The 23,946-nt window shown below is 61.2% G+C and carries 23 protein-coding genes; 12 read left to right on the forward strand and 11 right to left on the reverse strand.

From position 1 onward, the window contains the following. Positions 1–7 precede the first annotated feature (7 nt). The 7 genes from QMK47_RS13265 to QMK47_RS13295 are packed head-to-tail and all read left to right on the forward strand — an operon-like array spanning position 8 to position 6,302. The gene (locus tag QMK47_RS13265) at positions 8–685 is read left to right on the forward strand and encodes a thermostable hemolysin (protein WP_320390352.1); all 678 of its coding nucleotides are present in this window, start codon (positions 8–10) and stop codon (positions 683–685) included. Beyond that, complete coding sequence (locus tag QMK47_RS13270) at positions 675–2,156, forward strand: AMP-binding protein (protein ID WP_320390353.1); 1,482 nt, start codon at positions 675–677, stop codon at positions 2,154–2,156. The genes QMK47_RS13265 and QMK47_RS13270 overlap by 11 nt, the downstream gene beginning before the upstream one ends. Continuing rightward, positions 2,153–2,827 (forward strand): TenA family transcriptional regulator, encoded by a 675-nt coding sequence (locus QMK47_RS13275; protein ID WP_214511789.1) that lies wholly within the window; start codon positions 2,153–2,155, stop codon positions 2,825–2,827. The genes QMK47_RS13270 and QMK47_RS13275 overlap by 4 nt, the downstream gene beginning before the upstream one ends. Beyond that, positions 2,814–3,623 carry an SDR family oxidoreductase gene (locus QMK47_RS13280; RefSeq protein WP_320390526.1) on the forward strand — a complete coding sequence of 270 codons (810 nt, stop codon included), beginning with the start codon at positions 2,814–2,816 and terminating at the stop codon, positions 3,621–3,623. Before QMK47_RS13275 ends, QMK47_RS13280 begins: the two co-directional genes overlap by 14 nt. Next, positions 3,620–4,264 carry a tetratricopeptide repeat protein gene (locus tag QMK47_RS13285; protein WP_214511787.1) on the forward strand — a complete coding sequence of 215 codons (645 nt, stop codon included), beginning with the start codon at positions 3,620–3,622 and terminating at the stop codon, positions 4,262–4,264. The genes QMK47_RS13280 and QMK47_RS13285 overlap by 4 nt, the downstream gene beginning before the upstream one ends. 11 nt (positions 4,265–4,275) lie before the next feature. After that, positions 4,276–4,938, forward strand: coding sequence for a response regulator (locus QMK47_RS13290; protein WP_003201124.1), 663 nt, complete (start codon positions 4,276–4,278; stop codon positions 4,936–4,938). Next, positions 4,935–6,302: an ATP-binding protein gene (locus QMK47_RS13295; RefSeq protein WP_258691018.1), complete on the forward strand. Its 1,368-nt coding sequence runs from the start codon at positions 4,935–4,937 to the stop codon at positions 6,300–6,302. Before QMK47_RS13290 ends, QMK47_RS13295 begins: the two co-directional genes overlap by 4 nt. 208 nt (positions 6,303–6,510) lie before the next feature. Here the strand turns inward: QMK47_RS13295 and QMK47_RS13300 are convergent, their stop codons facing one another. The 5 genes from QMK47_RS13300 to QMK47_RS13320 are packed head-to-tail and all read right to left on the reverse strand — an operon-like array spanning position 6,511 to position 10,833. Continuing rightward, positions 6,511–6,930: a DUF6691 family protein gene (locus QMK47_RS13300; RefSeq protein WP_320390354.1), complete on the reverse strand. Its 420-nt coding sequence runs from the start codon at positions 6,928–6,930 to the stop codon at positions 6,511–6,513. A gap of 2 nt (positions 6,931–6,932) precedes the next feature. Continuing rightward, positions 6,933–7,367 (reverse strand): YeeE/YedE family protein, encoded by a 435-nt coding sequence (locus QMK47_RS13305; protein ID WP_253474052.1) that lies wholly within the window; start codon positions 7,365–7,367, stop codon positions 6,933–6,935. A 42-nt stretch (positions 7,368–7,409) separates the two neighbouring features. Further along, positions 7,410–8,213 (reverse strand): sulfite exporter TauE/SafE family protein, encoded by an 804-nt coding sequence (locus QMK47_RS13310; RefSeq protein WP_258691020.1) that lies wholly within the window; start codon positions 8,211–8,213, stop codon positions 7,410–7,412. Between the two features lie 28 nt (positions 8,214–8,241). Next, on the reverse strand, positions 8,242–9,912 hold the full coding sequence (locus tag QMK47_RS13315) for a TIGR01244 family sulfur transferase (RefSeq protein WP_320390355.1): 1,671 nt from the start codon (positions 9,910–9,912) through the stop codon (positions 8,242–8,244). Positions 9,913–9,954: 42 nt separating this feature from the next. Further along, positions 9,955–10,833 carry an MBL fold metallo-hydrolase gene (locus QMK47_RS13320; protein ID WP_214511781.1) on the reverse strand — a complete coding sequence of 293 codons (879 nt, stop codon included), beginning with the start codon at positions 10,831–10,833 and terminating at the stop codon, positions 9,955–9,957. Between the two features lie 229 nt (positions 10,834–11,062). On the opposite strand from QMK47_RS13320, the gene QMK47_RS13325 reads away from it, so the two are divergent. Then, a complete protein-coding gene (locus tag QMK47_RS13325) occupies positions 11,063–12,385 on the forward strand; it encodes a sigma-54 interaction domain-containing protein (RefSeq protein ID WP_253474060.1) in 1,323 nt (440 codons plus the stop codon). Between the two features lie 66 nt (positions 12,386–12,451). On the opposite strand, the gene QMK47_RS13330 is transcribed toward QMK47_RS13325, so the two are convergent. Further along, complete coding sequence (locus QMK47_RS13330) at positions 12,452–13,375, reverse strand: universal stress protein (protein ID WP_258691023.1); 924 nt, start codon at positions 13,373–13,375, stop codon at positions 12,452–12,454. A gap of 207 nt (positions 13,376–13,582) precedes the next feature. Here QMK47_RS13330 and QMK47_RS13335 point away from each other — a divergent pair, with 207 nt between their 5' ends. Continuing rightward, positions 13,583–14,833: an MgtC/SapB family protein gene (locus QMK47_RS13335; protein WP_320390356.1), complete on the forward strand. Its 1,251-nt coding sequence runs from the start codon at positions 13,583–13,585 to the stop codon at positions 14,831–14,833. Between the two features lie 104 nt (positions 14,834–14,937). Continuing rightward, positions 14,938–15,849, forward strand: a complete 912-nt coding sequence (locus QMK47_RS13340; protein ID WP_320390357.1) for a universal stress protein — start codon at positions 14,938–14,940, stop codon at positions 15,847–15,849. A 51-nt stretch (positions 15,850–15,900) separates the two neighbouring features. On the opposite strand, the gene QMK47_RS13345 is transcribed toward QMK47_RS13340, so the two are convergent. After that, entirely contained in the window at positions 15,901–16,464 is a 564-nt protein-coding gene (locus tag QMK47_RS13345; protein ID WP_018602132.1) for a GNAT family N-acetyltransferase, read from the reverse strand. 246 nt (positions 16,465–16,710) lie between these two features. Here QMK47_RS13345 and QMK47_RS13350 point away from each other — a divergent pair, with 246 nt between their 5' ends. After that, entirely contained in the window at positions 16,711–17,604 is an 894-nt protein-coding gene (locus tag QMK47_RS13350) for a universal stress protein (RefSeq protein WP_320390358.1), read from the forward strand. A 383-nt stretch (positions 17,605–17,987) separates the two neighbouring features. Here QMK47_RS13350 and fnr read toward each other — a convergent pair whose 3' ends face one another. From fnr to QMK47_RS13365, 3 genes are all read right to left on the reverse strand, one after another. After that, positions 17,988–18,740: a fumarate/nitrate reduction transcriptional regulator Fnr gene (gene fnr, locus QMK47_RS13355; protein WP_018602135.1), complete on the reverse strand. Its 753-nt coding sequence runs from the start codon at positions 18,738–18,740 to the stop codon at positions 17,988–17,990. A gap of 137 nt (positions 18,741–18,877) precedes the next feature. Next, on the reverse strand, positions 18,878–20,026 hold the full coding sequence (locus tag QMK47_RS13360; protein ID WP_320390359.1) for an HD-GYP domain-containing protein: 1,149 nt from the start codon (positions 20,024–20,026) through the stop codon (positions 18,878–18,880). Between the two features lie 425 nt (positions 20,027–20,451). Next, positions 20,452–21,423: an EamA/RhaT family transporter gene (locus QMK47_RS13365; protein WP_320390360.1), complete on the reverse strand. Its 972-nt coding sequence runs from the start codon at positions 21,421–21,423 to the stop codon at positions 20,452–20,454. A 92-nt stretch (positions 21,424–21,515) separates the two neighbouring features. Between QMK47_RS13365 and QMK47_RS13370 the strand changes: the two genes are divergently transcribed. Further along, positions 21,516–22,457, forward strand: coding sequence for a LysR substrate-binding domain-containing protein (locus QMK47_RS13370; protein WP_258691030.1), 942 nt, complete (start codon positions 21,516–21,518; stop codon positions 22,455–22,457). 44 nt (positions 22,458–22,501) lie between these two features. Here QMK47_RS13370 and QMK47_RS13375 read toward each other — a convergent pair whose 3' ends face one another. Continuing rightward, on the reverse strand, positions 22,502–23,845 hold the full coding sequence (locus QMK47_RS13375; RefSeq protein WP_320390361.1) for an OprD family porin: 1,344 nt from the start codon (positions 23,843–23,845) through the stop codon (positions 22,502–22,504). Positions 23,846–23,946: the final 101 nt, after the last annotated feature.

Here is a 23,946-nt window from a genome sequence, read left to right on the forward strand (position 1 = left end):
TTGACCCATGCCCGATTTCGACTGGAACATCCATCTGCCGCTGGCCTTCGGTGACGCCGGCCCGCCGGTTCGCCACTTGCACCGGGCGTTGCCGGGACAAGCTCGGCGAGCTGAGTTCGAAGCGTTCATCCAGCAGCGTTTTCGCCAGGTTCACGGTGCCGATATTCGTCACTTCATGCCGGAGCTGTTCGGGCTCGACGATGTCCACGGCACGCTCTGCGCAGCCGCTGGCGTGCGACGCGCCGCCCAGGGGCCGCTGTTCCTCGAACATTATCTGGACAGCCCCATCGAGCCCTTGATCAGTGCCGCCGCCGATCGTCCGGTGGACCGCGCCGGCATCATCGAGGTTGGCAACCTGGCCGCCAGCGACACGGGCAGCGCCCGGCTGAGCATCATCGCGATCACTTATCTGTTGGCCATGGGCGGCCTGGAGTGGGTCGCGTTCACCGGCAACATCGGCCTGGTCAACAGCTTCCATCGCCTGGGCCTCAAGCCTGTGACGCTGTGCCCGGCCGACCCGCAGCGCCTCGGCGAGGACCGTCATCTCTGGGGCCGCTACTACGAAAGCCAGCCGTGGGTTCATGTCGGAAACATCCGCGCCGGTTTCATTCATCTGCGCAATACCGGCCTGTTCAATCGCCTGGGACTGCCAACGGACCTCGGAGAAACCAGCCATGTCGCCTGAAATGGAACGTTTCAAGCGCACCCTGCGTGGTCATGCCGAGCGCAGGGGCCACGCCGTGGCACTGTGGGGCGACGGCTCGCAACTCGACTACGCGACACTTTATTCCGAAGTGGTGTACCGCCAGCAACGCCTGCGTGATGAACACATCAGTGTTGTCGCCCTGGCCCTGGACAACGGCATCGAAGCGATGCTCTGGGACCTTGCCGCACTGTTCGAAGGGCTGACCTGCGTCATCCTGCCCGGTTTTTTCAGCCAGGCTCAACGTCGGCACTGCCTGGAACAGAGCCAGGCCGAGCGAGTGATTGCCGAGCCCGCGTTCGAAGCGCAACTGCAAGCTGCCGGGTACCAGCACAGTGGCGAGTTCTGGCGACGGCACTTCGACGGACCGAGCCGTTTGCCGGCAGGCACCGCCAAGCTGACGTTCACCTCCGGCACCACCGGCACGCCGAAGGGCGTCTGCCTGAGCGCCGACAGCCTGTTGCGGGTGGCCCGTGAACTGGAGCAGGCCAGCCAACCGGTCGAGGCCAGGCATCACCTGGCGTTACTACCCCTGGCGATTCTGCTGGAAAACCTTGGCTGCTATGCGGCGTTGTATGCCGGTGCCATGCTGAGCCTGCCCAGCCAGAAGACCCTCGGCATCCAGGGCGCCAGTGGGGTCGACCCGACGCGGCTGCTGGGATGCCTGGCCGAGCGTCGGGCGCAGAGCCTGATCCTGGTTCCGCAGCTGCTGTTGATGTTGGTCATGGCTGCCGAACAGAAGCTGTTCCACCCGCACATCGTGCGATTCGCCGCCGTTGGCGGGGCACGGGTGTCCCACGATTTGTTGCAGCGTGCCCAGCGTGTTGGCCTGCCGGTGTTTGAAGGTTATGGGCTGTCGGAATGCGCCTCGGTGGTCTGCCTCAATCGGCCACAGGCTCATCGCGCCGGCAGTGTCGGCCAGCCGCTGCCCCATGTGGAGATCCGCTTGGCCGATGACGGCGAAGTCCTGGTCAAGGGCTCGACGCTGCTCGGTTACCTGGGTGAGCCACCGCACGCCAGCGAATGGTGGCCCAGCGGCGACCTGGGTGAGTTCGACGAAGACGGTTTCCTTTACCTGCGCGGTCGCAAGAAGCACCAGTTCGTGACCAGTTTCGGTCGCAACGTGAACCCCGAATGGGTTGAAGCCGAGCTCACCCAGGGCGGTGACATTGCCCAGGCCTTCGTTTATGGCGAAGCCATGCCGCACAACCATGCGCTGCTCTGGCCCGCCCGGGCCGACTGCACGGATCAAACCCTGGAGCTGGCCGTGGCCAAGGCCAACGACACGCTGCCCGACTACGCGCGGGTCCATCACTGGACGCGCCTGGACCAACCCTTCAGTGCTGCCAACGACATGCTCACCGCCAATGGCCGGCCACGCCGGGAGGCCATCGTCGAGCATTACCGCGCGCAGCTCACTTCATCTGTCTTGTCCGAGGAATCCCCATCATGAGTTTTTTTGACACGTTGCAAGAAGCCACCCAGCAAGAGCGCCAGACCCTGTTCAATCTGCCGATCATCCGCGACGCCCTCAACGGCCAGGTCAGCCTGGCCAGTTACCGGGGGTTCCTGATCCAGGCGTATTACCACGTGCGCCACACCGTACCGTTGATGATGGCTTGCGGGGCGCGCCTGCCAACGCACCTGGAATGGCTGCGCAAGGCCGTGTGCGAATACATCGACGAAGAGTACGGCCACGAGCAATGGGTGCTGGATGACATTGCCGTGTGCGGTGGCGATAAGGAAGCGGTGCGCAACGGTCAGCCTTCGTTGCCCATTGAGCTGATGGTCAGTTACCTCTACGACTTGATCGCCCGAGGCAACCCGGTGGGCCTGTTCGGCATGGTCAATGTGCTGGAAGGCACCAGTATCGCCCTGGCGACCCATGCCGCCGACAGCATCCGCCAGCGCCTGGAATTGCCGCCCACGGCGTTCAGCTACCTCAGCTCCCATGGTTCGCTCGACATTGAGCATATGCAGACCTATCGCGGCCTGATGAACCGGCTGGAGGATCCGGCGGACCAGGCTGCGGTGATCCATGCCTCCAAGGTGGTGTACCGGTTGTACACCGACATGTTCCGCGGCCTGCCGCGTGACGGGGAGCATGAACATGCACCTGTGTGATGCGCGTGTCGTGCTGACTGGCGCCAGTGGCGGAATCGGCCAGGCCATCGCCGCCGCGCTGTGCGCCAGTGGTGCGCGAGTGCTGGCCGTGGCCAGGCATCGCGAAGCCTTGCAGCCGTTGCTGGAGCGTTATCCGCAACACTTGAGCTGGGTCGAAGCCGACCTGACCTTCCTTGCCGACCGGCGCAAAGTGCTGGTCGCCGCCGAGGCCCTGGGCGGCATCAACCTGTTGATCAATGCCGCCGGCATGAACCACTTCGCCATGCTCGAACAACTCGACGACAGCGAGATCAACGCCATGTTGGCGCTGAACATCAGCGCGCCGATCTGCCTGACCAAGCTGCTTTTGCCACTGCTCAAGCAAGCTGACAGTGCGATGGTGGTCAACGTCGGCTCGACCTATGGCTCGATCGGCTACCCGGGCTATGCCAGCTACTGCGCCAGCAAGTTTGCCTTGCGCGGTTTTTCCGAAGCCTTGCGCCGAGAGTTGGCCGATACCCGTGTCGGGGTGCTCTACGTAGCGCCCCGGGCCACCCGTACCTCGATGAACAGCCCAGCGGCGGATGCGCTCAACCAAGCCCTCAAGGCCAACGTCGACGACCCGCAAACCGTGGCGGCGGCGGTGATCCACGCGATTATCGGCGACCGACGCGAGTTGTATCTGGGCTGGCCCGAACGCTTTTTCGTCGGCCTCAACAGCCTGCTGCCCAACCTGGTGGACCGTGGCCTGCGCAAGCAATTGCCACTGGTACGCCGTCTCAGTCACAAACCCGAAAACGAGCATCCCAAGCCATGAAAAAAATCCTCGCTTGCCTGTTGATCGGCACCCTGAGCCAAAGCGTCTGGGCGTTGGAGGCGGCCGACCAGCAACGTCTCAGCGACATCCAGCAGAGTTGGGCCCATATTCAATATGAAGTGCCCGAAGGCCAACGCGCCGATGCATTCGAAAAACTCGCCGTCCAGGCATCGGCGTTCAAGCAGGAGCGCCAATCGGTGGCCGAAGCATGGATCTGGTCTGGCATCGTCAACAGCAGTTGGGCCGGTGCCAAGGGTGGGATCGGTGCACTGGGCAAGGTCAAGGATGCCAAGGGCGACCTGGAAAAAGCCCTGACCCTGGACCCCAAGGCCCTGCAAGGCTCGGCCTACACCAGCCTCGGCGCACTCTACGACCGGGTGCCGGGCTGGCCCCTGGGTTTCGGCGACTCCGACAAGGCCGAGCAATTGCTCCAGCAGGCGTTGCAACTCAACCCGAACGGTATCGACAGCCTGTACTTTTGGGGCGATCACCTCTACCGTCAGAAGCGCTATAGCGAAGCCAAGGCAGCGCTGCAAAAAGCCTTGCTGGCAGCACCGCGGCCGGGTCGGGAAACGGCCGATGCCGGGCGCCGCAAGGAGATCGACGCATTACTGGTGGATGTGAACAAGAAGCTGAACTGACAGGAGAGGATGTGCGTTTATTACTGATCGAGGATGACGTGGCCCTGGGGGAGGGCATCCATCAGGCCCTGAGTCGCGAAGGTTATACCGTCGACTGGGTGCAGGACGGCAGCAGCGCCTTGCATTCGTTGCTCAGTGAAACCTTCGACCTGGCGGTGCTCGACCTGGGGCTGCCACGCATGGACGGCTTGCAAGTGTTGCGGCGCTTGCGTGACAGTGGCTCCAACCTGCCGGTGCTGATCCTCACTGCCCGCGATGCCACCGAGGATCGCATCGCCGGGTTGGACGCCGGGGCCGACGATTATCTGGTCAAGCCCTTCGATCTGGCGGAACTCAAGGCCCGGCTACGGGCCTTGTTGCGCCGCAGCGCCGGCCGCGCCCAGGCGTTGATCGAACATGCCGGCATCAGCCTGAACCCTGGCACCCAGCAAGTCAGTTACCAGGGCAAGCCGGTGGCGCTGACACCCAAGGAATATCAGCTGCTCCATGAACTGCTCTCGCCGCCGGGCCGCGTCATGACCCGCGATCATCTGATGCAGTTGCTCTACGGTTGGAGCGAGGAGGCCGAGAGCAACACGCTGGAAGTGCACATCCATCACCTGCGCAAGAAATTCTCCACCGACCTGATCCGCACCATTCGCGGTGTCGGTTACCTGGTGGAGGAGCGCCGATGAGTTCGATCCGGCGTCGTACCCTCACGTTGATTCTCGGCCTGCTGTTCCTTGGCCTGTTGATCATCACCGTATTCAACCTGCATGACAGCAACCACGAAATCGCCGAGGTCTACGATGCCCAGTTGGCGCAGAATGCCCGGCTGTTGCAGGGCGTGATGCGCATGCCGATGGCGAGCAAGGAGCACGCCGAGCTGTATCAGGCGTTCAATTCGGCGCTGGGGCAAGCGGTTCCCAGGGGCGATGGCCATCCCTATGAAAGCAAGATTGCTTTCCAAGTCTGGAACTCACAAGGTTCGGTGTTGGTTCATACCTCCAGCGCACCGTCGTTCACCTCACCGCCGGGTGCGCCCGGTTTCAGTGAGGTCGTGGACCAGAAGAACCGTAAGTGGCGAGCGTTCGTCCTGGACGACGCGCAATACGGTTTGAAGATCTGGGTGGGGGAGCGTGACGACGTGCGTGCCGACCTGGTCGACCGCATTGTTCGTCACACCGTCGTACCCAATCTGATCGGCAGCGTGGTGCTTGCTGCAGTGATCTGGCTGGCCATCGGCTGGGGGCTCAAGCCCCTGGTCGATATGGCGGCGAAGTTGCGGGCCAGGCATCCCGGCTCACTGGAACCCCTGCAAATGATGCCGCTCCCTACGGAGCTTGAGCCCATGCAGGCGGCCCTCAACCGCGTCTTGGCGCAGATCCAGGAGGTGATGGGCCGTGAGCGGCGTTTCATTGCCGACGCCGCCCATGAGATGCGTACGCCCTTGGCCGTTCTGCGGGTGCATGCACAGAACCTGATGGAGGCGGGGAGCGAGCAAAGCCGTCGCGAGTCCCTGGAACACCTGATCGCTGGCGTCGATCGCACCACGCGTTTGGTCAATCAACTGCTGACCATGGCGCGGCTCGAACCGCAGGCAGGTGTTCCGACGCCTGCGGTCATCGACCTGCCCACCACGGTTCGTGCGAGCCTGGTTCAACTGACGCCCTGGTTGTTGAGCAAGGGGCTCGAGCCGGTGCTGGATGTCAGCGACGACATCGGCCCGGTTCGAATCGACCCGGTGGCCATCGACATCGCCTTGAACAACCTGGTGACCAACGCGGCCAATTTTTCCCCGGCCAACGGCACGATCACCGTACGCCTGGCCAGGAAGGGCGATCACTACGAGCTGTCAGTCGAAGACCAGGGGCCGGGTATCGACGAGGCCGAGCGTGAGCGGCTCTTCGAACGGTTCTACAGCCGCGGCAATGACCAGGGGGCGGGGTTGGGGCTGACGATCGTGCGCACCATCGCGGATCGTCTGGGAGGGCGCATTCGCTTGGAAAATCGCACCGAGGGTGGGCTGTGCGCGACCTTGGAAATAGGGCGCTTTTAAATGACGTTCCCGGCGCTTGCTCCCGCTGGGCTGCGGTGTAGGAGCTGCCGAAGGCTGCGATCTTTTGATCTTTCGCTTGGGACTCAAGTGTCATGGGAAAGATCGCAGCCTCGCTTCGCTCGGCAGCTCCTACAAGCGGGAGCAAGCTCCCTCGCCACGGATTTATCTACTTTCTTACTGTGAGCGGGGCATAACGGTGAATTCACGATCAGCGGTTGCGCCGGGTTTCCAGCGCGGTGAACAACAACATGCCCGCCAACATGGCCAGCATGAACACAAAGGCTTGCCAGTGCCCGGTCAGCAGGATGGCCACGGCAGGGCCTGGGCAGATACCGGCGATGCCCCAGCCGATACCAAACACCAGGCTGCCACCGATCAGGCGTGGGTCCAGTTCTCGCTTGACCGGCAACTGCATGGGGCTGCCCAGCAGCGACTGAGTCTGTTGGCGCGCCCAGGCCAGGGGGGCGATGGCGGTGCCAATCGCCCCGATCATCACCAACGCCAGGGAGGGATCCCAGGCGCCGGCCAGGTCCAGGAAACCCAACACTTTTTTCGGGTTGGTCATGCCTGCCAGGAGCAGTCCTAAGCCAAAGAGCAGGCCAGCGATGAATGCCGTCAGTTTGCGCATGTTCAAATCCCCATCACGTGACGCAGGACAAATACCGTAGTGAAACCACTGAGCATGAAACACGCCGTGGCGACCATCGAGCGCGGTGAAAGGCGCGATAGGCCACACACGCCATGGCCACTGGTGCAGCCCGAACCGTAGCGAGTGCCGACACCCACCAACAGGCCCGCGACAGTGAGGCCGAACCAGCCGTTCTGGAACTCGATCGTCGGCAAGCTGGCAAACACGCCCCATAACAGCGGCGCGACGAGCAGGCCCAGGAGAAACAGGGCCTTCTCGCCCAGCCCTTCGCTGCCACGCTGCAGCAGGCTGCCGATCAGCCCACTGATGCCGGCGATCCGGCCGTTGGCAACCACGAACAGGCTGGCCGCCAAGCCAATCAACATGCCGCCGGCCAGGGATGACCACGGCGTAAAGTTGAGCCAGTCAATATTCATCAGCGTTCTCCGCCACACATCGATGATTTTCCACCCGGTTTTTCAACCCAGGACCTTTACCAGCAGGGCGATCGCTACCAGCGTCGACACCAGGGCGAAGCCTCTTTGCAGATAGGGTTCCGGCAACCTGGCGGCGACCAGGCGTCCGCCGAGCATGCCGACGATGGCCCCGATGGAAAAGGGTAGCGCTATTGGCCATTGCAGGTGGCCCATCGCCGAACTCGCCAGCACCCCTGACATGGAAACCAAAGCGATGACGGTCAGCGACGTGGCGAGCACCGACTGCGTAGTCAAATTGGTGTACCGCTGGAGCGCCGGAACCATGACGAAACCACCGCCCACGCCGAGCAGCCCGGAAAGCACCCCGGCGACCATGCCCGAAGCCGTGAGCGCCCACGCGCAAGGGCCGGTCCAATTCAGCTTGCCGCGATTTTCGTCCAGGACACAGGGCGGCGGTTTGCGCGTGGTGGATGCCTTTGCCCAGGCATGAGAGGGCAGTGATTTTTGCAATGCCCGGAACGCCACGTACATCAGCAACAAGGCAAACAGGATCGTCAACGGACGGTTGGGCGTGCGCTGCGCCAACCAAAGGCCCAGCGGCGAGCATATGACCCCCGCACTGGCCGTCACCAGTGCAGCCTTGTAGCGCACGATGCCGTTGCGCAGGCCCATCACGGCGCCCAGGGTGGCGGCCAGGCCCACCGCAAGCAAACCAATGGGCCCGGCTTCGGCCATGCTCAAACCCACGCCAAAAACCAGGAACGGGACGGCAAGTATGCCGCCGCCGGCACCGGTCAGCGCCAGGATCACGCCCACCGTAAAGCCCAGTACCAGGACTGTGATCATCTCGGTCCCCTGGCGGTGAGGTTTGATTTCATAGGTCCGCCAATTCAGGTTTCGCCAGCCATTCGCGGCCCTTGAGCATGGCTTTCCAGTACAGCGGAGGAAGAATTCGCTCTTTAAGTAGCCAGGCGAGTCTTGAAGGCCGAGTACCGTCGATCAGCCAGGACGGGAAGCTGGGGGCGAGCTTGCCGCCGTAGGTGAATTCAGCGAGAACGACCTTGCCCCGTTCCACGGTCAGCGGGCAGGAACCGTAGCCGTCGTAATGGGCGCTACCCTTGGCCTTGCCCATGGCCGCCAGCACATTGTGGGCGACCACGGGTGCCTGCTTGCGCGCCGCCGCTGCGGTTTTTGCGTTGCTGGTATTGGTCGCATCGCCCAATGCGTGAATATTCGCCCAGGTCTTATGCCGCAAGCTGTCGGGATCGACATCGATCCAGCCCGCCCCATCGGCCAGAGGGCTTACGCGGATAAAATCCGGCGCAACCTGCGGAGGTACCACATGCAGCAGGTCGAAGTCGTGCGTCACCAGGTGAGTACTGCCATCGGCCTTGACGCAGCTGAAGGTCGCAGTCTGTGCCGGTCCATCGACAGACGTCAGCGTACTGCCGAAATTCAGATCGATTCCATAGGCGTGGACGTACTCCATCAGGGCCGGCACGTAGTCGGGAACGCCGAACAGGACTGTCCCGGCGCTGCAGAAGTCGATCTCGATATCGCCGAGTACCTCTTGGCGTCTCCAGTGGTCGGCGCACAGGTACATCGCTTTTTGAGGGGCCCCGGCGCATTTGATCGGCATGGGGGGCTGCGTGAAAATCGCCCGGCCACTGCGCAGTTGCTGCACCTGTTCCCAAGTGTAGGGGGCCAGGTGGTACAGATAGTTCGAGGTGACGCCGTTGCGCCCCAGTGTCTGCGGTAAGCCTTCTATGGCATGCCAATCCAGTTTGAGGCCCGGGCACACGATCAACTGCTCGTAGCGGACCACGCGGCATCCATCGAGAATAATGGCATCGTTTTCAGGTTCGAAAGCAGCGACAGCCGCTTTGATCCAATGCACGCCCCGGGGAATGGTCGCGCCCATCGTGTGGGCCGTTTTGTGCGCGTCGAAGACGCCACCGCCGACGAGGGTCCAGCCGGGTTGGTAATAATGCACATCCGCCGGGTCGATAATGGCAATGTCCAGGCCCGGCTCGCGGGCCAACAGGCTTGAAGCTGCCGCGATGCCCGCCGCGCCGCCGCCGACAATGACCACCGCATGCCGGGCTTCGGCGACGCCAACGGGCGTGCGTCCCTCGTTGGCAATTCTGCGAATGACGCCTTTCACGTCGAAGCCGGCTTTGCTGGCTGTTTCGACAATCCGTGGCAAGGGCTGCTGGCCGGCCTGGGACAGTGCCCACATCGTGGTCGAGCGCATGCCGGAGCGGCAATACGCCAACACGGGCTTGGGCAAGGACTCGAACAATTTGCCGAAGGCAACGCCCTGTTCATCGGTCACCTTGCCGGACTCTGCAGCGAGGTAGTGCGCTTCGATGCCCATTGCTTGTGCCGCACGCTGGATGTCGGCAAACAAAGGTTGATCGCTGCCTTCACCATCAGGGCGGTTACAGATGATGGCGCGAAAGCCGCCGGTTTTGATCTCACTCATTTGGTCGGGATGGATCTGCCCTGATATCGAGAGGCCGGACGCAAGGTGGCGGATGTCCATGACTGTCTCCGTGATGACTGTTTTCTTATGGGTGCGGGGGCGTCAGAGCCGATTGAGCGGGATTTTCAGGTAGCGCGTGCCGTTCGATTCCGGCTCCGGGAAATGCCCGGCCCGCATGTTGACCTGGACCGATGGCAGGATGAGCGTCGGCATGTCCAGCGAGGCATCGCGCTGGGTGCGCATCGTCACGAATGCTTCTTCACTGATGCCGTTACGGACGTGGACATTGTCGGCACGTTGCTCGGCGACGGTGCTGGAAAATTGCACCTCGCGGCCTCCGGGTTGGTAATCGTGACAGGTGTAGAGGAGGGTGTTGGCTGGCAGGCTCAAGACCTTGTTGATGGATCGGAACAAGGTATGCGCGTTGCCACCGGGGAAGTCACACCGTGCGGTACCGTAGTCGGGCATGAACAAGGTGTCGCCAACGAATGCCGCCGTTTCCTGGCCGTGGCTGATGACATACGTCATGCAGGCGGGGGTGTGGCCCGGTGTGTGGAGCGCACGGCATTGCAGCGTTCCGACGGTGAACGACTCGTCATTGACGAACAGATGGTCGAACTGACTGCCATCGCGGGGCATCTCCCCACCGGTGTTGAACAGCGTGCCAAAGACTTCTTGCACGGCGGTGATCTGGCTGCCGATCCCTATCGTGCCGCCGAGTTTTTCCTTCAGGTACGGGGCGGCGGTGAGGTGGTCGGCATGAACGTGGGTTTCAAGAATCCATTCGACCTTCGCCCCCAGTTCGATCACCCGGGTCATCAGCTTGTCGGCCGAGGTGGTTGTGGTACGGCCTGATTCGGGATCGTAATCCAGGACGCTGTCGATCAATGCGCACTGGCGGGTCGTTTCGTCCAGCACCAGGTAGCTGACAGTGTGGGTCTCAGGATCGAAAAATCCTTCGACGTAGGGTTTTACGGTCATGAACGGTCTCCTTCGGGCTCTCATCGAGCTGCTTGAAGAACAGACACAGCAATAATGCTGCCATGTGGATGTGGTGTCTGTTTTTATGGCTAACCATATGATTTTATGGGTTTAAATTGATAAGTATCGATCGGGCATTTTCCGCGGTCCCGACAATTAAACTGCCATTGGCAGTGTTTATTGGCATAGTGGCAGTGTCACCCTTGCTGAATGAATCACTGGAGCCGCGATGACACACAGCCTGCCGCCCACCCAAGACCTGCTTGCGCATCCAGACCAGGTGCAGTCCCTGGTCTCGTTTCTGGAGCACGAGCCCCAGCCGATGATCGTCCTCGATCCCGATTACAACATCCTGGCGGCGAACACGGCTTACCTGCGTCAGTTTGGCAGCGCCGACAAACCTTTCATTGGCCACAAGTGTTATCGGATTTCCCACCACTACGATGTGCCTTGTGACCAGGCCGGTGAGCACTGTCCGATGAAAAAGGCCAGGGAGATGCGCAGCCCGGATCGGGTCTTGCACATTCATCACACACCGCGCGGGCCCGAACACGTCGACGTGGAGCTGCGCCCGATCCTGAATGAGCATGGCGTCATCACCGCTTATGTGGAACGTCTTACCCAGGTGCGTAGCGCATCGGCCCGGCCCAGTAACGAGGGGCTGGTGGGCAGTTCGCCGGCCTTTAATCAGGCGCTGTTGGAACTGCAGCGGGTAGCGCCCTCGACGTTACCGGTCCTGTTGCTGGGAGAGTCCGGCACCGGCAAGGAGCTGTTTGCCCGCGCCGTCCATGAAACCAGTGAACGGGCCGCGGGGCCTTTTGTGGTGGTCGATTGCTCCGGGCTGACCGAAACCTTGTTCGAGAGTGAACTGTTCGGCCACGAGAAGGGCGCATTTACCGGCGCCACCCTGCGCAAGGTGGGCCTGGTAGAGACGGCCCAGGGCGGTACGCTGTTTCTCGATGAGATAGGCGACGTTCCCCTGGCCATGCAGGTGAAACTGTTGCGACTGATCGAGTCTGGAACCTATCGCCGTGTCGGCAGTGTGGAAACCCTGCACGCGGATTTCAGGTTGGTGGCCGCGACCCATAAGCCGTTGGAGAAAATGCTCGAGAAAGGCGAGTTCAGGCAAGATCTGTACTACCGCATCAGCGTTTTTCCCATCCATCTGCCGCCCTTGCGGCATCGCCTTGAAGACATCGGCCTGTTGGTGGATTCGTTCCTGCAACGTTCCGGGATCGGTAAGCGTCGGCTGACCATCGATCCCGAAGCGCTGATGCAATTGCAGCGTTTTTCCTGGCCGGGCAATATCCGCGAGCTGCGCAATGTCCTGGAAAGGGCTGCGCTGTTTGCCGATGACGGTGTCATTCACGCCTTGCATCTGCCCGCGACGCCCGTGGCGTTGTCCGCCCCAGCCTTGACGCCTGCGCCCGATAGCAGGGACCTTGGACAGCTCGTGGCCACTTTCAAAGGCACCCGCCGCGAACTGGCCAGGCACCTGGGCGTGAGTGAACGCACGTTATACAGGCGGTTGAAGGAGCAGGGCCTGGCCTGATCGCCGGGAGACAGAGCTAGCGAGCTTGCGTGCCCATTTGTTTCCAACCCATCATCGGGCCTGCCTTCAACCCATCTGCTGCGGCGCAATCACCCACACGCTGCAGGGCATCTTGTACAGCAGGCCTTCGACGGTGCTGCCGATCAGCTTGTCCAGGCTGCCGTAGCGCACGCGGCCCATGACGATGACATCAATGTCATTGGACGCGGCGTAGCTCGCCAACACTTTGGCCGGGTCACCCATGATCATGCGTCGCTGGTCCGGGGCGATGCCATTGCGTTCGGCCAGTGCATCGAAGGCCGCGCCTTGGGACTCGTAGAGCTGACGGGCCAGGGTCGAGGAGAAGAACATCGAACCGTTGCCAAAACCGTATTCAGCGGCGGTAATGGACGAAAGGTCATAGGCGTAGATGACTTCCAGCGTCGCGTCGCAGCTGCTGGCCAGCTTGTTGGCTTCGCTCAGGATCCGGTCATTGAGGCCTTCGTAGCGTCCGTCCTGATGGAACGGGTCGATGGCGGCCAGAATCTTGCGCGGGCGGGCGTGGGTGACCTTGTTGACGAAGTGCAGCGGAACTTCGCATTCGCGCAGCAGATGCACGTCCAGCGGCGTGAACATCAGTCGGGAAAACCACGACTCAGGGTCCACCGACTTGATCAGCGCATCCATCGGCGCTTCCTTGAGGTGGACCAGGATTTCCTGCAAGGGGCGCTCGACCCACGTCACTTCCGTCGTGACCTCGATACCGAGGTTGCGCAGGGGCCTGGCCTGTTCCTCCAGCCACTGCCGATGGCGCTCGATGTAGCCCAGGCGCATCTGCTCCAGTGCCTGCTCGTTGACCAGGCCGGCCGTGGCCAGGCCTTCGAGGTAGTCAAACGCGACAATATGCAGCGCCGCGCCTTCGGCCCTGGCCAGTGCGGCGGCCCGGTCGAACGCCGGGCTGTGTTCCATCAGTGGCGAGACGACCAGCATCAAGCGTGATTGCGTAGACATGACAAACCTCCCGGGCAAGGACCTGTTGGCGCCGGGCGATGTTTCGCGCGGCGTGGTGTCTGTCATCGATCATGAGCGTCATGGAGCCCGGTAACTTGATTTGCATCAAACACGCTGCAAAGCGTTGCATCGAAGACGGCAGCGGCGAGGCAATCGCGCTATGTTTGAGCATGATCAGTCGCCCCAGGGCGCCAGAGAGCCGTAACCATGACTGAAACCCTGGCCTTCGCCAATGCCGCCGCCGCGCTGGGAATCGGCCTGCTGGTGGGGCTTGAGCGCGAACGGCGCAAAGGCGAGGGCGACCGGCGCGACTTCGCCGGCCTGCGCACCTTCGCCATCACGTCCGTGCTCGGCTACCTGGCGGTCCAGGCGGGCGGTCCCTTGTTGCTGGGGGGCATGACCCTTGCCCTGGGCGCCTTGGTCACCGTGGCCTATTGGCGAAACCTCGATAAGGACCCGGGGATTACCAGCGAGGTGGCCTTGTTCGCGGTATTGGCACTGGGCGCTCTCTGTGCGAGCGCCCCGGGCCTGGCGACCTCGATTGGGGTGGTGATGGCCGGGCTGCTCGCCAGCCGTCAGGCGTTGCACCACTTTGCCCGCAACCAATTGACGGCCACCGAGATGCGCGATGGCCTGGTGCTGTTGATCGCCGCGCTGGTCGTGCTACCGCTGGCGCCGGATCGCTTCCTCGGGCCTTATGACGCCATCAACCTGCGCAACCTGGGCACGCTCACCGTTATGCTGATGGCCGTGGGGGCGCTGGGGCATGTCGCGGTTAGGACCCTGGGGACCCGCTACGGCTACGCCCTCAGTGCGATTGCCTCAGGATTCGCCTCCGCCACAGTGACGGTCGCGACCATGGGTGGTATCGCGGCCAAGGAGCCGATCAATCTCAAGGTGGTGAGCGCCGCGGCGGTGTTATCCAACCTGGCGACGGTGGTTCAAATGGGCCTGATTCTCGCGGCCGTGGACCCCGCGCTGCTGCGTTGGATGTGGGGGCCGTTGGTGTGCGGGATGCTGATGGTATTGCTCTATGCCGGCGTGCTGATGTTTCCCCAGCCAAGGGCGCGGGCCGATGAAACCATCAAGCACGGCGGCGCCTTCAGCCTCAAGCTGGCGGTGACGATGGTCCTGGCGATGACCGCTATCACCGTCCTCTCGTCGGCAATGCTCGATGCGTTTGGCCAGGCCGGGGTGACCGTCACCGCGATTTTCAGTGGCTTGCTCGACGCCCATGCCTCGACAGCCTCCATCGCTTCCCTGGCCAAGGGCGGGTTGTTGCCCTTCGACGGCGTCGCCGTGCCGGTCCTGATGGCGCTGAGCAGCAACTCCCTGAGCAAGTGCGTGGTAGCGTGGCTCAGTGGCGGGCGAAGGTTCGCCGGGTATGTGATTCCCGGCCAGGTGCTGGTCACGCTGGCGATGTGGGCGGGGCTGTTGCTCCCGAGTTTGTCAGCCTGAATGAATGATGGCTGTTTGATGAAGATCAAGTCCTGTTTCTGGCAGGCGTCCATTCTGGAACCCTCAATCCTTTAAGTGGCTGTCGCCACGTGCCGAGGTGTTCCATGTCTCAGACTCAACGTTTGTTGCTAGTGGCGCCCGACGCCATGATCCGTACGCCGGCGTTCGACCGGGCCACCGAGTTGGCCCTGGCGCTGGACCTGCCCCTGCACATCGTGGCGTTCGACTACCTGGAGGTGCTCTCGGTGGCCGGTCTGTTCGCCCCGGACCAGGTCAAGCAAGCGCGTGAGGGCTATCTGCAAACCCATCGGCATTGGCTGTGGCAACAGGCCGAACTGGCGCGCCGGCACGGCGTCGAGGTGACCAGCGAGGTGGTTTGGAGCAAGGATGCCTTCCAAGCCTTGCAGCAATACGTCAAGGAGATGCCGATGGCGTTGATCATCAAGGACGCGCAGCCGGAACCGGCGATGAAGCGGGTGTTTTTCACGCCCCTGGACTGGCGCTTGCTGCGCGACTGCCCGGTGCCAGTGCATCTGGTCACGGATTCGCGTAACCCCCGGCCTCGGCGGGTCCTGGCGATTGTCGATGTGCTGCGCAGCGAGGAGCAGGACCTGGTATTCAACGACCAGATCGTCGACGCCGCAGTCAAACTGGCCGAGCAATGCAACGCCCAGGTCGAGTTGGTGCACGCCTTCGATTGGACGGCCGTCTACGCCTCGGACATGGGCATTGGTGCGCTGCCCTTGGCCACCGGGCTCTATGAAGCGTTGGGCCAGGCACAACATGAGGTGTTCGAGTCCCTGGCCGAGCGGCATGGGGTCGCACCGCAGCAGCGCCACTTCATCGAAGGGGCGCCGCTGAACAGCATTTGCACGTTCGCCACCGATCACCAGATCGATGTCATCGTCATGGGTACCACGGCACATCGTGGCCTGGACAAGCGCCTGGGCACCACCGCCGAGTTACTGCTGCAACGGGCGCCTTGCAGCGTGTTGGCGATCAAGCCGCAAGTGTGATTGGAGCAACGCTGCGCGAGGCCATGTCAAGGCCTCGCGCAGCGTCCGGAGCTAAAGGTAGAGCCGGTGGATGACCTGCCGGGTGTCATCAGGATCGCTGTGGGTTTCAAAACCCAGGCTATGGGCCAAGTCCCGCATCGGGGCATTGCTGGCGGCATCGACGGAGTACATCTGGCGGTAGCCGTTTTTACGCGCGGTGTCGATCAGGTGCTCCATCAACAACGTCCCCAGCCCCAGGTGTTGCCAAGGGTCAGCGACGGTCACCGCAGACTCGCATTCGTGTTCCTGGGTCGCGCAATAGCGACTGACCCCGATCTCGATCAACTCGCCGTTGTCATGGACCAGGGCGATGTAGGCCATGCGCGTCTTGCAGTCGACATCCATCAACTGATCGAGCAGCGCCGCGCCCGGCTCATTGATCTGCGCCAGGAAGCGCATGTGCCGGGACTCCGGTGACAGGCGCATGATGAAGTCGTATTCGCGCTGGCGATCCTGGTCCCTGAGCGGGCGGATCAAGACATGCCGGCCGTCCTTGAGTGCCTGGATCCAGTGCTTGCCACTGATGCTGGCATACAGGGCAGCGGCGCGTTCGTTGTGGTCTTTGACAGTGAGCATGGTGCGATCCTCCCTCGGATGTGCACGTGCGGTGCGATAAAAAGCTGCGCATTCGATACTGTTCTACGCCCGCCACGGCGATCGATTCTGATCTGGATCAGTGCCCGCGTATTCGTCCGTCGATTGTCCTGCCTTTGATTCAGATCAAACCGTCCGGGGCCTTGATGGGCGCACGCTGAAGATCGCGTCGGAAAAGGCCGATGCAAGGTTCTGGATTTCGTGTGGGCAATCCGATGGAGGTGTGCGATGGGGCAATACCAGCGTCTGCTATTGATCGTCGAACCTGATCTGCACCCCTGCGCAGCGATGCGCAGGGCCTGTGCCCTGGCCCGGGCCAGCGGCGCGGCGCTGCATTTGTGCGCGTTCGTCCAGCCACCGGCGCGCACCCACTTATGGGGTGAAAAAACCGATGAAGCGGGTGTGCAGCGCTATTTGCACCGCTACCGTCGCTGGATGGTGGAGGAGGCGGAGCTGCTCAAGGAGGAAGGCCTGGATGTGACGACTCACGTGGTGTGGACGCTCCATCCGTTGCTGGACATCCTGCGCTACGTCGAGCAGTTCCAGCCTGACCTGCTGATCAAGGACGTCACCCTCGAACCGTTGCTCAAACGCGTGTTTGCAACACCCCTTGACTGTCATCTGTTGCGCGACTGTCCGGTGCCGGTGCACCTGGTCAACCAGGCGGTGCACGGCTTGCCGCGCCGGGTCGTGGCGGCGGTGGACCCCTCGGACCCCGAGGCCAATGCGTTGAACGAGCGCATCGTCCAGACGGCCACCGCGCTGGCCCGGCAATGCGACGCCTCGTTGCATCTGTTGTACGCCTGCGACCTGTCGCCGGCCTTCAATGGCGAAGCCTCGTTGCTGGCCGGGGCTTGGGATGATGACTTTGCCGACGCCCTGCGCGAATCGCTGCATGCGGCGTTTATCAGCCTGGCCGAGCGCTGTGGCGTACCGGCGGAACGTCGGCACTTTGTCGTTGGCCTGCCGGTGCCGGTCATTCAGGAGTTCATCGACGAATTCGAGGCCGACGTGGTGGTGATGGGCACTGTGCACCGCGCCGGTCTTGAGCGTTTGATTGGCAGCACGACAGAACGCGCCTTGTACTCGGTGCCGGGCAGTGTGCTGGCGGTCAAGGGATGAGTACCGCCACGTTGCGCGGTCCGGTGCTCCAGGGCTTGGTTTGCCTGGGCTGAGGGAGGGCAGATTGCAGACTCGCACCTACAGGGGATTTTCTGTGATGGGGGGGGCCGCCCCCGCCGGACTTGTGCTCACCACGACCCCATGTGGGAGCGAGCTTGCTCGCGAAGGCGGCGGCCCAGCCGAATCAAAGCCAACTGACCCGCCGCTATCGCGAGCAAGCTCGCTCCCACAGGGGATTTTCGGATTGAAAAATGGGGGGAGTAATAGGAGAAAAAAAAAAAATATAAATATTTAAATTTTTTGTAGCCGCCGGACTTGTGCTCACCACGACTCCATGTGGGAGCGAGATTGCTCGCGAAGGGGCCGGCAGCTTCAACGATGCATCACAGTTCCGCATGACGATGGCAACCGGCGACTTTTTGCTTGAGGCCGGGCAAGTCCAGAATGGTGACATTGCGCCCATGCATGTCTACCAGTTCTTCCTGGCGCAGGTGGGCGATGCCCCTGCAGATGGTTTCCAGGCGCAGACCCAGGTAGGAGCCGATGGCCTCGCGGCTCATGCGCAGGACAAATTCCCTGGAGGAATAACCACGCATGTTAAGCCGTTGGGAGAGGTTCAATAGAAAAGCCGCCAGGCGTTCGTCGGCGTTCATGTTGCCGAGCATCAACAACATGCTGTGGTCGCGCACGATTTCCCGGCTCAGGAGCTTGTTCAGGTTGTGCTGCAACGACGGTAAGTCGTGGGCCAGTTTTTCCAGGAGGTTGAAAGGCAGCGGGCAGACTTCGCTGTCTTCCAGGGCAATGGCATTACAGGCGTAGTGATCGGTACTGATAGCGTCCAGGCCAAGCATTTCGCCTTGCATCTGGAAACCGGTGACCTGTTCGCGACCGTCTACCGAAAGGACGCTGGTCTTGAAGAAACCCAATCTCACGGCATACAACGAGCGCAGCGGGTCGCCGGTGCGATACAGCGCTGCGCCTTTCTTGACCTTCACCCGCTGGGCGATCAGCGTGTCGAGGCGCTCGACTTCACCGCCCGTCAGGCCAATGGGCAGGCACAGTTCAAGCACGCTGCAGTTCGAGCAAGCAGCCTTGAGGGAGTGCACGTGTAGAAGTCGGGCTTCGGGCTCGAGCACAGGGATGAACTCCTTTGAGTGAACCAAGCATAGAAGAACTATCCCATTGCGCCTTTTTTTCTCGGCTAAAGCCATACCCTCGGTCGATTCGTCGTCAAGCTGGGGCAGTAAATGGGTTATTTCGCTAGGTGTCAGCTTTATGCGGGAAGTTCGCTCCACAATGTTTCTGTATTTTTGAAGCCGTATTGTTTTGCCGTGATTCGTTCAATGATCTTTTCGCTTGAGGTCGGCTCACTCAAGTCGATGATCGAGGGGGTGACGTAGGTGTTTAAAGAGGTGGAGAAGAAGGTATTTACTTTTGGGTTCAATAACGAACATGGGTTCTGCTCAGTGACCACGCCGATAGCGCCGCCGCTGAGGCGAACGATGGAGCCAACCGGATAAATACCGACTGACTTCACAAAGGCCTGGAATACCGTTTTATCGAAATGTCGATTCCATCCCGACATTTTTTGAATGGCAATGGCGGGGGACCAGGCTTCGTTGTAGGGGCGATCCGATGTGACTGCGTCATAGACATCGCAAATGGCCGCCATGCGGGAAAAGAGGCTTATCTGCTCACCGATCAACCGATCTGGATAGCCAGACCCGTCCACTTTTTCGTGATGATGCAGGCACACGTCAATCACCGCTTCGCACAGTGGTGTCGAGGTTCGCAATATTTGCGCGCCTAGCCGCGGGTGTTGACGAATGACTGCGAATTCATCATCGGTCAGTTTTCCCGGCTTGTTAATAATGATACCGGGAATGGCCATCTTGCCAATGTCATGCAATAAACCCGCAAGTCCAGCTTGATGAACAAGCTCTTCAGGAAAATCCAGTTGTTGAGCCACGGCAATCATCAGGGCGCTGACGGCGACTGAATGCATATACGTGTATTCTGTCGCCGTTTTAAGTCGGGCCAGGCTGATGAAAGCACTTGGGTGACGCATGATTGAACGGGCTATATCTTCGACGAGTTTATCCGCTTGGTCGATGGAAATGGCACGCCCCATTCGTGCATCACTGAACATCGCAACGACTGCCGACTTCGATTGGAGACAGAGTTTCCTCGCCGTGATCAACTCTTCGTTCAGCGTCGTAGAACTCACCTGGATATTGGCAATATTTGCCTTATCGATCGAGGTGCAATTTCCATCATTTACCTGCGGGTCCAGGGAATGGGAGGCGTGCGAGGTGTCTTGATGAGGGAGTTGACCGTTCCAATAGGGGGACTCGGAACGTGAGCGACAGGGCTCGATAGTGCTATTTATGCAACGTTCGTCGGTTTCTTTATCGTTCGACATGGCCTTTACTCTTTTGGAGTCGCGGCGTCCCTTTTACTCAGGACGTCCTTGGCTTTGTTTTCAGCATTCCCGGAGTGGCGCTTGCTTGAGCATAGGGGAGTATGCGCCGTTATGATTGATATCACAGTGATGTCATTGTAATCCGCTTTGTATAGGTCTGTACCTGTTTTGTACAAGGTTGCCAGGCGCGGATCGCGCCAACCTTTGGGCAATGAGGGCCGTCAAAGAAGTCGCAGCGCTGCCACCGGGCGCTTGATCGGTAGGAACGGTGCAAATCTTTCAGGGGTCAGGGTTTCCCTTTCCAATAGCAGACGGACCCCGGTGTCCACCAAGAAGTGGATGCCCGACTGGAGTCGGCGGCAAATAACGCCGCAACGGCAAGGCTCCGGGCCACTCGGATGCCGGACAAGGCCACGCGCAAGTAATCAGCGGATGAAGGAGGCATTTCTATCAGGAACAGTGGACGTCAGAATAATACGAACTGCCATCACCACCCCCACCAGCACGCCAGCAAGACCTGACGCTTCTAGAAGCGTTGGCAACCGGTGATGAAACAACACGCCCAGCAGTGTGGCAAATAGTGATTCCAGGGCTATCAACTGCCCGGAAAGCACCATGGGAAGGCGACGGGACGCTGCGTTCCATGCCCAGGCCCCGATGACTGACGACATCAGCGCAATCACAAGACCCCAGGTATACAAGTGTCCCGCCAGGGAAACACTGAAACCCACGCTTGGCAGCTTGAGAAGATCAAACGCTTGCGCCGCCGGTAACAAGCACAAGGTGCCGATCCCTGCGCCGACCATCATGAGGCCGGTCCAGGCCCCCGAAGCGCTGGCCGACAGGTTGACCAAGGCGCCCTGGTTCAACCAACTGAATACGAGCCACAAGAGCACCGCACCGATCGAGAAAAACACACCCGTCAACCATGAACCGTCGTCGCTCAGGGGCTGCTGGATGCTGCTGATGTTCGACAGCAATAGCCCTCCCGTTAAAAAAGCCAGGGGTATCGCCAGCCTTCGCCATGGAAGGGTTTTGTGGGTGGCATTGCCGAGCAGTGCTTGCAAGACCGGCACCATGCCAATAAACGCCGGGGTCAGTACCGGCCCGGCAAACATGACGCCTGCGGCAATGCAACTGCTGTAACCGAGGTACCCGATGACTCCCAGGCTTGCGCCAAGCAGCAGTTGGCTGCGGCGCAGGTGCCGAAGCTGGGTTCGATAGCCCACCACGACAGCCATACCCAGCGCCCCGGCGATCAGGAACCGTATGATCATCAGATCGTGGATCGTGTAGGCACCGACGACGTAAGGCGCAATGAAATTCAACGCCCAGCTCAGTGTCGCGACGACGGCAAGGCTCACGCCGGCGAGGGTGTTCGAGTAGGCATTGGGCATTCATGCATATCCTTAAGGCATTGAGCTCATGTTGCACAGCGTCGCAGCTATGCTACAAACGAGTTCTCGCCCTGGATGCATTACCTCTGATTATGAATACCCTTGGGAAATCATTGCCGCCGCTTGCCAGCTTGTTGCCCTTCGAAGCGGCTGCGCGCCTGGAGAGTTTTTCCAAGGCCGCCGAGGAACTGCACATCACCCAAGCGGCGATCAGTCGGCAGATCCGTGGGCTCGAAGAGGACCTGGGGCTGAAGCTTTTCTGCCGTCGTAACCGCGCCGTCTTCCTGACCCCACAAGGGCGTGAGTTGGGACGTGTGGTGAGTAACGCGTTGCAAAGTATCAGTGCCAGTGCTGTCAGCCTTCGTCAATCGCCAGGTAAAAATCGCGTCGTTTTGCTGTGCCAATTATGCGAAGCGTTCTACTGGTTGATGCCGCGGCTCTCGACGTTCCACCAGCGATACCCGGAAATCGAGATCCAGGTGGCCACATCCACCGGGCCGCTGACTGAGTTCAATGAGCATTTTGACGTGGCCCTGCAAAGCACAGGACGGCCCAGCGGCGTCCATGGCTTGATGTTTACCGCCGCTGATGAAGTGTTTCCCGTATGCAGTCCTCATTACCTGCGTACCCACGAAGTGTTGCAAGTCCGTGACCTGAAGTCCCACACCCTTTTGCACTATCACGCTACGCCGCCTCATTGGATGCAGTGGGGTGCCTGGTTCCAGGCGTTTGGACTGTCGCTCGACGACGCTCCCAAGGGCTCGGTGTTCGATAGCTATCCCTTGATGCTCCAGGCGGCGGTCGAGGGGCATGGCATCGCGTTGGGGTGGCGGCGCACCGCCCAAGGGCTGCTTGAGAGCGGTGCGTTGGTGAGACCTTGCGTAGAAAGCGTCCCTTTGCCTGATGCGATATCGGTATTCAGCCGGCCGGGCGGGGAAGGTCGGGTTGAGGTGGGCGCACTGCTCGACTGGCTTGAAGGTGAATTGGGAAGTGATAGCCAGGCCGGCTTCGGCCAGTCGCGGTTAAACCGGTGAAGCCACCATGACGGATAAAGTTTTGGGTATCCATTGTGGCAGGGTCAGAACGGCCCCAGCTTGAGGGGGTACTGGATGACGATATACAGCCGGTCGATGTCATCGCCGCCCTGACTGCTATTGGCGCGATGGGTGACGTGGGACAGTTGCAGCGACAGGTCCTTGGCCGAGCCTGACTGCACGATGTAGTGCAGGTCCAGGTCGCGCTCCCAATGGCGTCCGCCAGCGCCTTGTTGCGGACTGTAAGTACCGGTGTCGCTATCGAACGGGTTGTAGGCACCGCCTTGGGGAGCATGGCTGCCGTCGATCCCGCGTCCAGTCACATAGCGGGCCATGAAGCTCAGGCCGGGGACGCCCAAGGTGCCCAGGTCAAGGTCGTAGCGCGCTTGCCATGAGCGCTCGCCCGGGCCGTTGAAGTCGGCATATTTGATCGAGTTGGCCAGGTAGATGGAGTCGCCGCCGACGAAATCGAAGGGCGTGTCGCCGTTGATTTTCTGATAGGCCAGGGTGAACGCCTGGGCATTGAGCCGGTATTTGCCACTCAGGCTATAGGCCGTGGTGTCGATGGTCCCGGCGTTGGCCTTGCCATAGTCGCGGGTGTGATACAGGTTGCCGTCAAGGAACAGTTCGCCAAGGGTGGCATGCAGGTTGGCATAGTACTGGCGCCAGGTATCGCTCAGTTCGGAGGCGTAGAGCGCGCCGCCCAGGGCTTGGCCGGTGAACAGGTCGGCGCCGATGAAGTCGATGGCGCCGTGGCGCGTCGTCGCCCCATACCCGGAAAAGTCACCCTTGCTGGTCGAGGCGTCCTGATTCTTGAACGCACTGAAGTGGCCCGCCTGCAGGTCGATCCCTTCGAACTCGCGGCTGGAGAGCAGCAGGCCGCTGGCGTATTCGGGTTGCAGGCGCTTGTCTGCGGTGTCGAATACCGGGCTCTGCACGGTCATTTCGCCGACCGCCAGGGTGGTGCGTGAGGTGTTGAGTTTCAGCGCGCCGCCCGCACTGTAGTAGTGGTCCTCGCTTCGCCCGTTCTCATCCAGCGGCAATAATCCCGTTCCGGAGTGCCCCTTGCCGCCGTCCAGTTTCCACCCCAGGAACGCGTGGGCATCAATGCCTATGCCGATCGTGCCGGGGGTGAAGCCGGACTCGAACGAGGCGATGAAGCCCTGGGCCCATTCCTGTTTGTAGCTTTTGCCTGCCGGGGTTGGGGTGCGATAGTCATTGTTGAGGTAGAAGTTGCGGCTGAGGACTTGCAGCGTCGCCCCGTCGAGAAAGCCAGGCGTGCTTTGCGCGAGTTCCGCTGCCATTGCCGGTGCGGCGCTGCCGTTGAGCAGGGCAAGCAGCCAGAGCGGTTTCAGGGCGGCGGTTGAGGGGTGTGGTGCAGGCAACATGCTTCATTTCCATGTGAAATTGGGCGGGCGAAGGAGGGCTTTCGCGCCAGGAAGACAAGAGCTTCATTCTTGGGCGTGGGACGCGCGCGCGCGAGTTAAAC

Origin of the sequence: Pseudomonas sp. P9_35, assembly GCF_034008205.1 — a bacterium.
GTDB classification, from domain to species: domain Bacteria; phylum Pseudomonadota; class Gammaproteobacteria; order Pseudomonadales; family Pseudomonadaceae; genus Aquipseudomonas; species Aquipseudomonas kilonensis.

Bases quoted from the DNA above. Each gene is read 5' to 3' on its own strand.
- QMK47_RS13265 (WP_320390352.1), top strand. From the start codon at position 8: ATGCCCGATTTCGACTGGAACATCCATCTGCCGCTGGCCTTCGGTGAC.
- QMK47_RS13270 (WP_320390353.1), top strand. From the start codon at position 675: ATGTCGCCTGAAATGGAACGTTTCAAGCGCACCCTGCGTGGTCATGCC.
- QMK47_RS13275 (WP_214511789.1), top strand. From the start codon at position 2,153: ATGAGTTTTTTTGACACGTTGCAAGAAGCCACCCAGCAAGAGCGCCAG.
- QMK47_RS13280 (WP_320390526.1), top strand. From the start codon at position 2,814: ATGCACCTGTGTGATGCGCGTGTCGTGCTGACTGGCGCCAGTGGCGGA.
- QMK47_RS13285 (WP_214511787.1), top strand. From the start codon at position 3,620: ATGAAAAAAATCCTCGCTTGCCTGTTGATCGGCACCCTGAGCCAAAGC.
- QMK47_RS13295 (WP_258691018.1), top strand. From the start codon at position 4,935: ATGAGTTCGATCCGGCGTCGTACCCTCACGTTGATTCTCGGCCTGCTG.
- QMK47_RS13300 (WP_320390354.1), bottom strand. From the start codon at position 6,930: ATGCGCAAACTGACGGCATTCATCGCTGGCCTGCTCTTTGGCTTAGGA.
- QMK47_RS13305 (WP_253474052.1), bottom strand. From the start codon at position 7,367: ATGAATATTGACTGGCTCAACTTTACGCCGTGGTCATCCCTGGCCGGC.
- QMK47_RS13310 (WP_258691020.1), bottom strand. From the start codon at position 8,213: ATGATCACAGTCCTGGTACTGGGCTTTACGGTGGGCGTGATCCTGGCG.
- QMK47_RS13315 (WP_320390355.1), bottom strand. From the start codon at position 9,912: ATGGACATCCGCCACCTTGCGTCCGGCCTCTCGATATCAGGGCAGATC.
- QMK47_RS13320 (WP_214511781.1), bottom strand. From the start codon at position 10,833: ATGACCGTAAAACCCTACGTCGAAGGATTTTTCGATCCTGAGACCCAC.
- QMK47_RS13325 (WP_253474060.1), top strand. From the start codon at position 11,063: ATGACACACAGCCTGCCGCCCACCCAAGACCTGCTTGCGCATCCAGAC.
- QMK47_RS13330 (WP_258691023.1), bottom strand. From the start codon at position 13,375: ATGTCTACGCAATCACGCTTGATGCTGGTCGTCTCGCCACTGATGGAA.
- QMK47_RS13335 (WP_320390356.1), top strand. From the start codon at position 13,583: ATGACTGAAACCCTGGCCTTCGCCAATGCCGCCGCCGCGCTGGGAATC.
- QMK47_RS13340 (WP_320390357.1), top strand. From the start codon at position 14,938: ATGTCTCAGACTCAACGTTTGTTGCTAGTGGCGCCCGACGCCATGATC.
- QMK47_RS13345 (WP_018602132.1), bottom strand. From the start codon at position 16,464: ATGCTCACTGTCAAAGACCACAACGAACGCGCCGCTGCCCTGTATGCC.
- QMK47_RS13350 (WP_320390358.1), top strand. From the start codon at position 16,711: ATGGGGCAATACCAGCGTCTGCTATTGATCGTCGAACCTGATCTGCAC.
- QMK47_RS13360 (WP_320390359.1), bottom strand. From the start codon at position 20,026: ATGTCGAACGATAAAGAAACCGACGAACGTTGCATAAATAGCACTATC.
- QMK47_RS13365 (WP_320390360.1), bottom strand. From the start codon at position 21,423: ATGCCCAATGCCTACTCGAACACCCTCGCCGGCGTGAGCCTTGCCGTC.
- QMK47_RS13370 (WP_258691030.1), top strand. From the start codon at position 21,516: ATGAATACCCTTGGGAAATCATTGCCGCCGCTTGCCAGCTTGTTGCCC.
- QMK47_RS13375 (WP_320390361.1), bottom strand. From the start codon at position 23,845: ATGTTGCCTGCACCACACCCCTCAACCGCCGCCCTGAAACCGCTCTGG.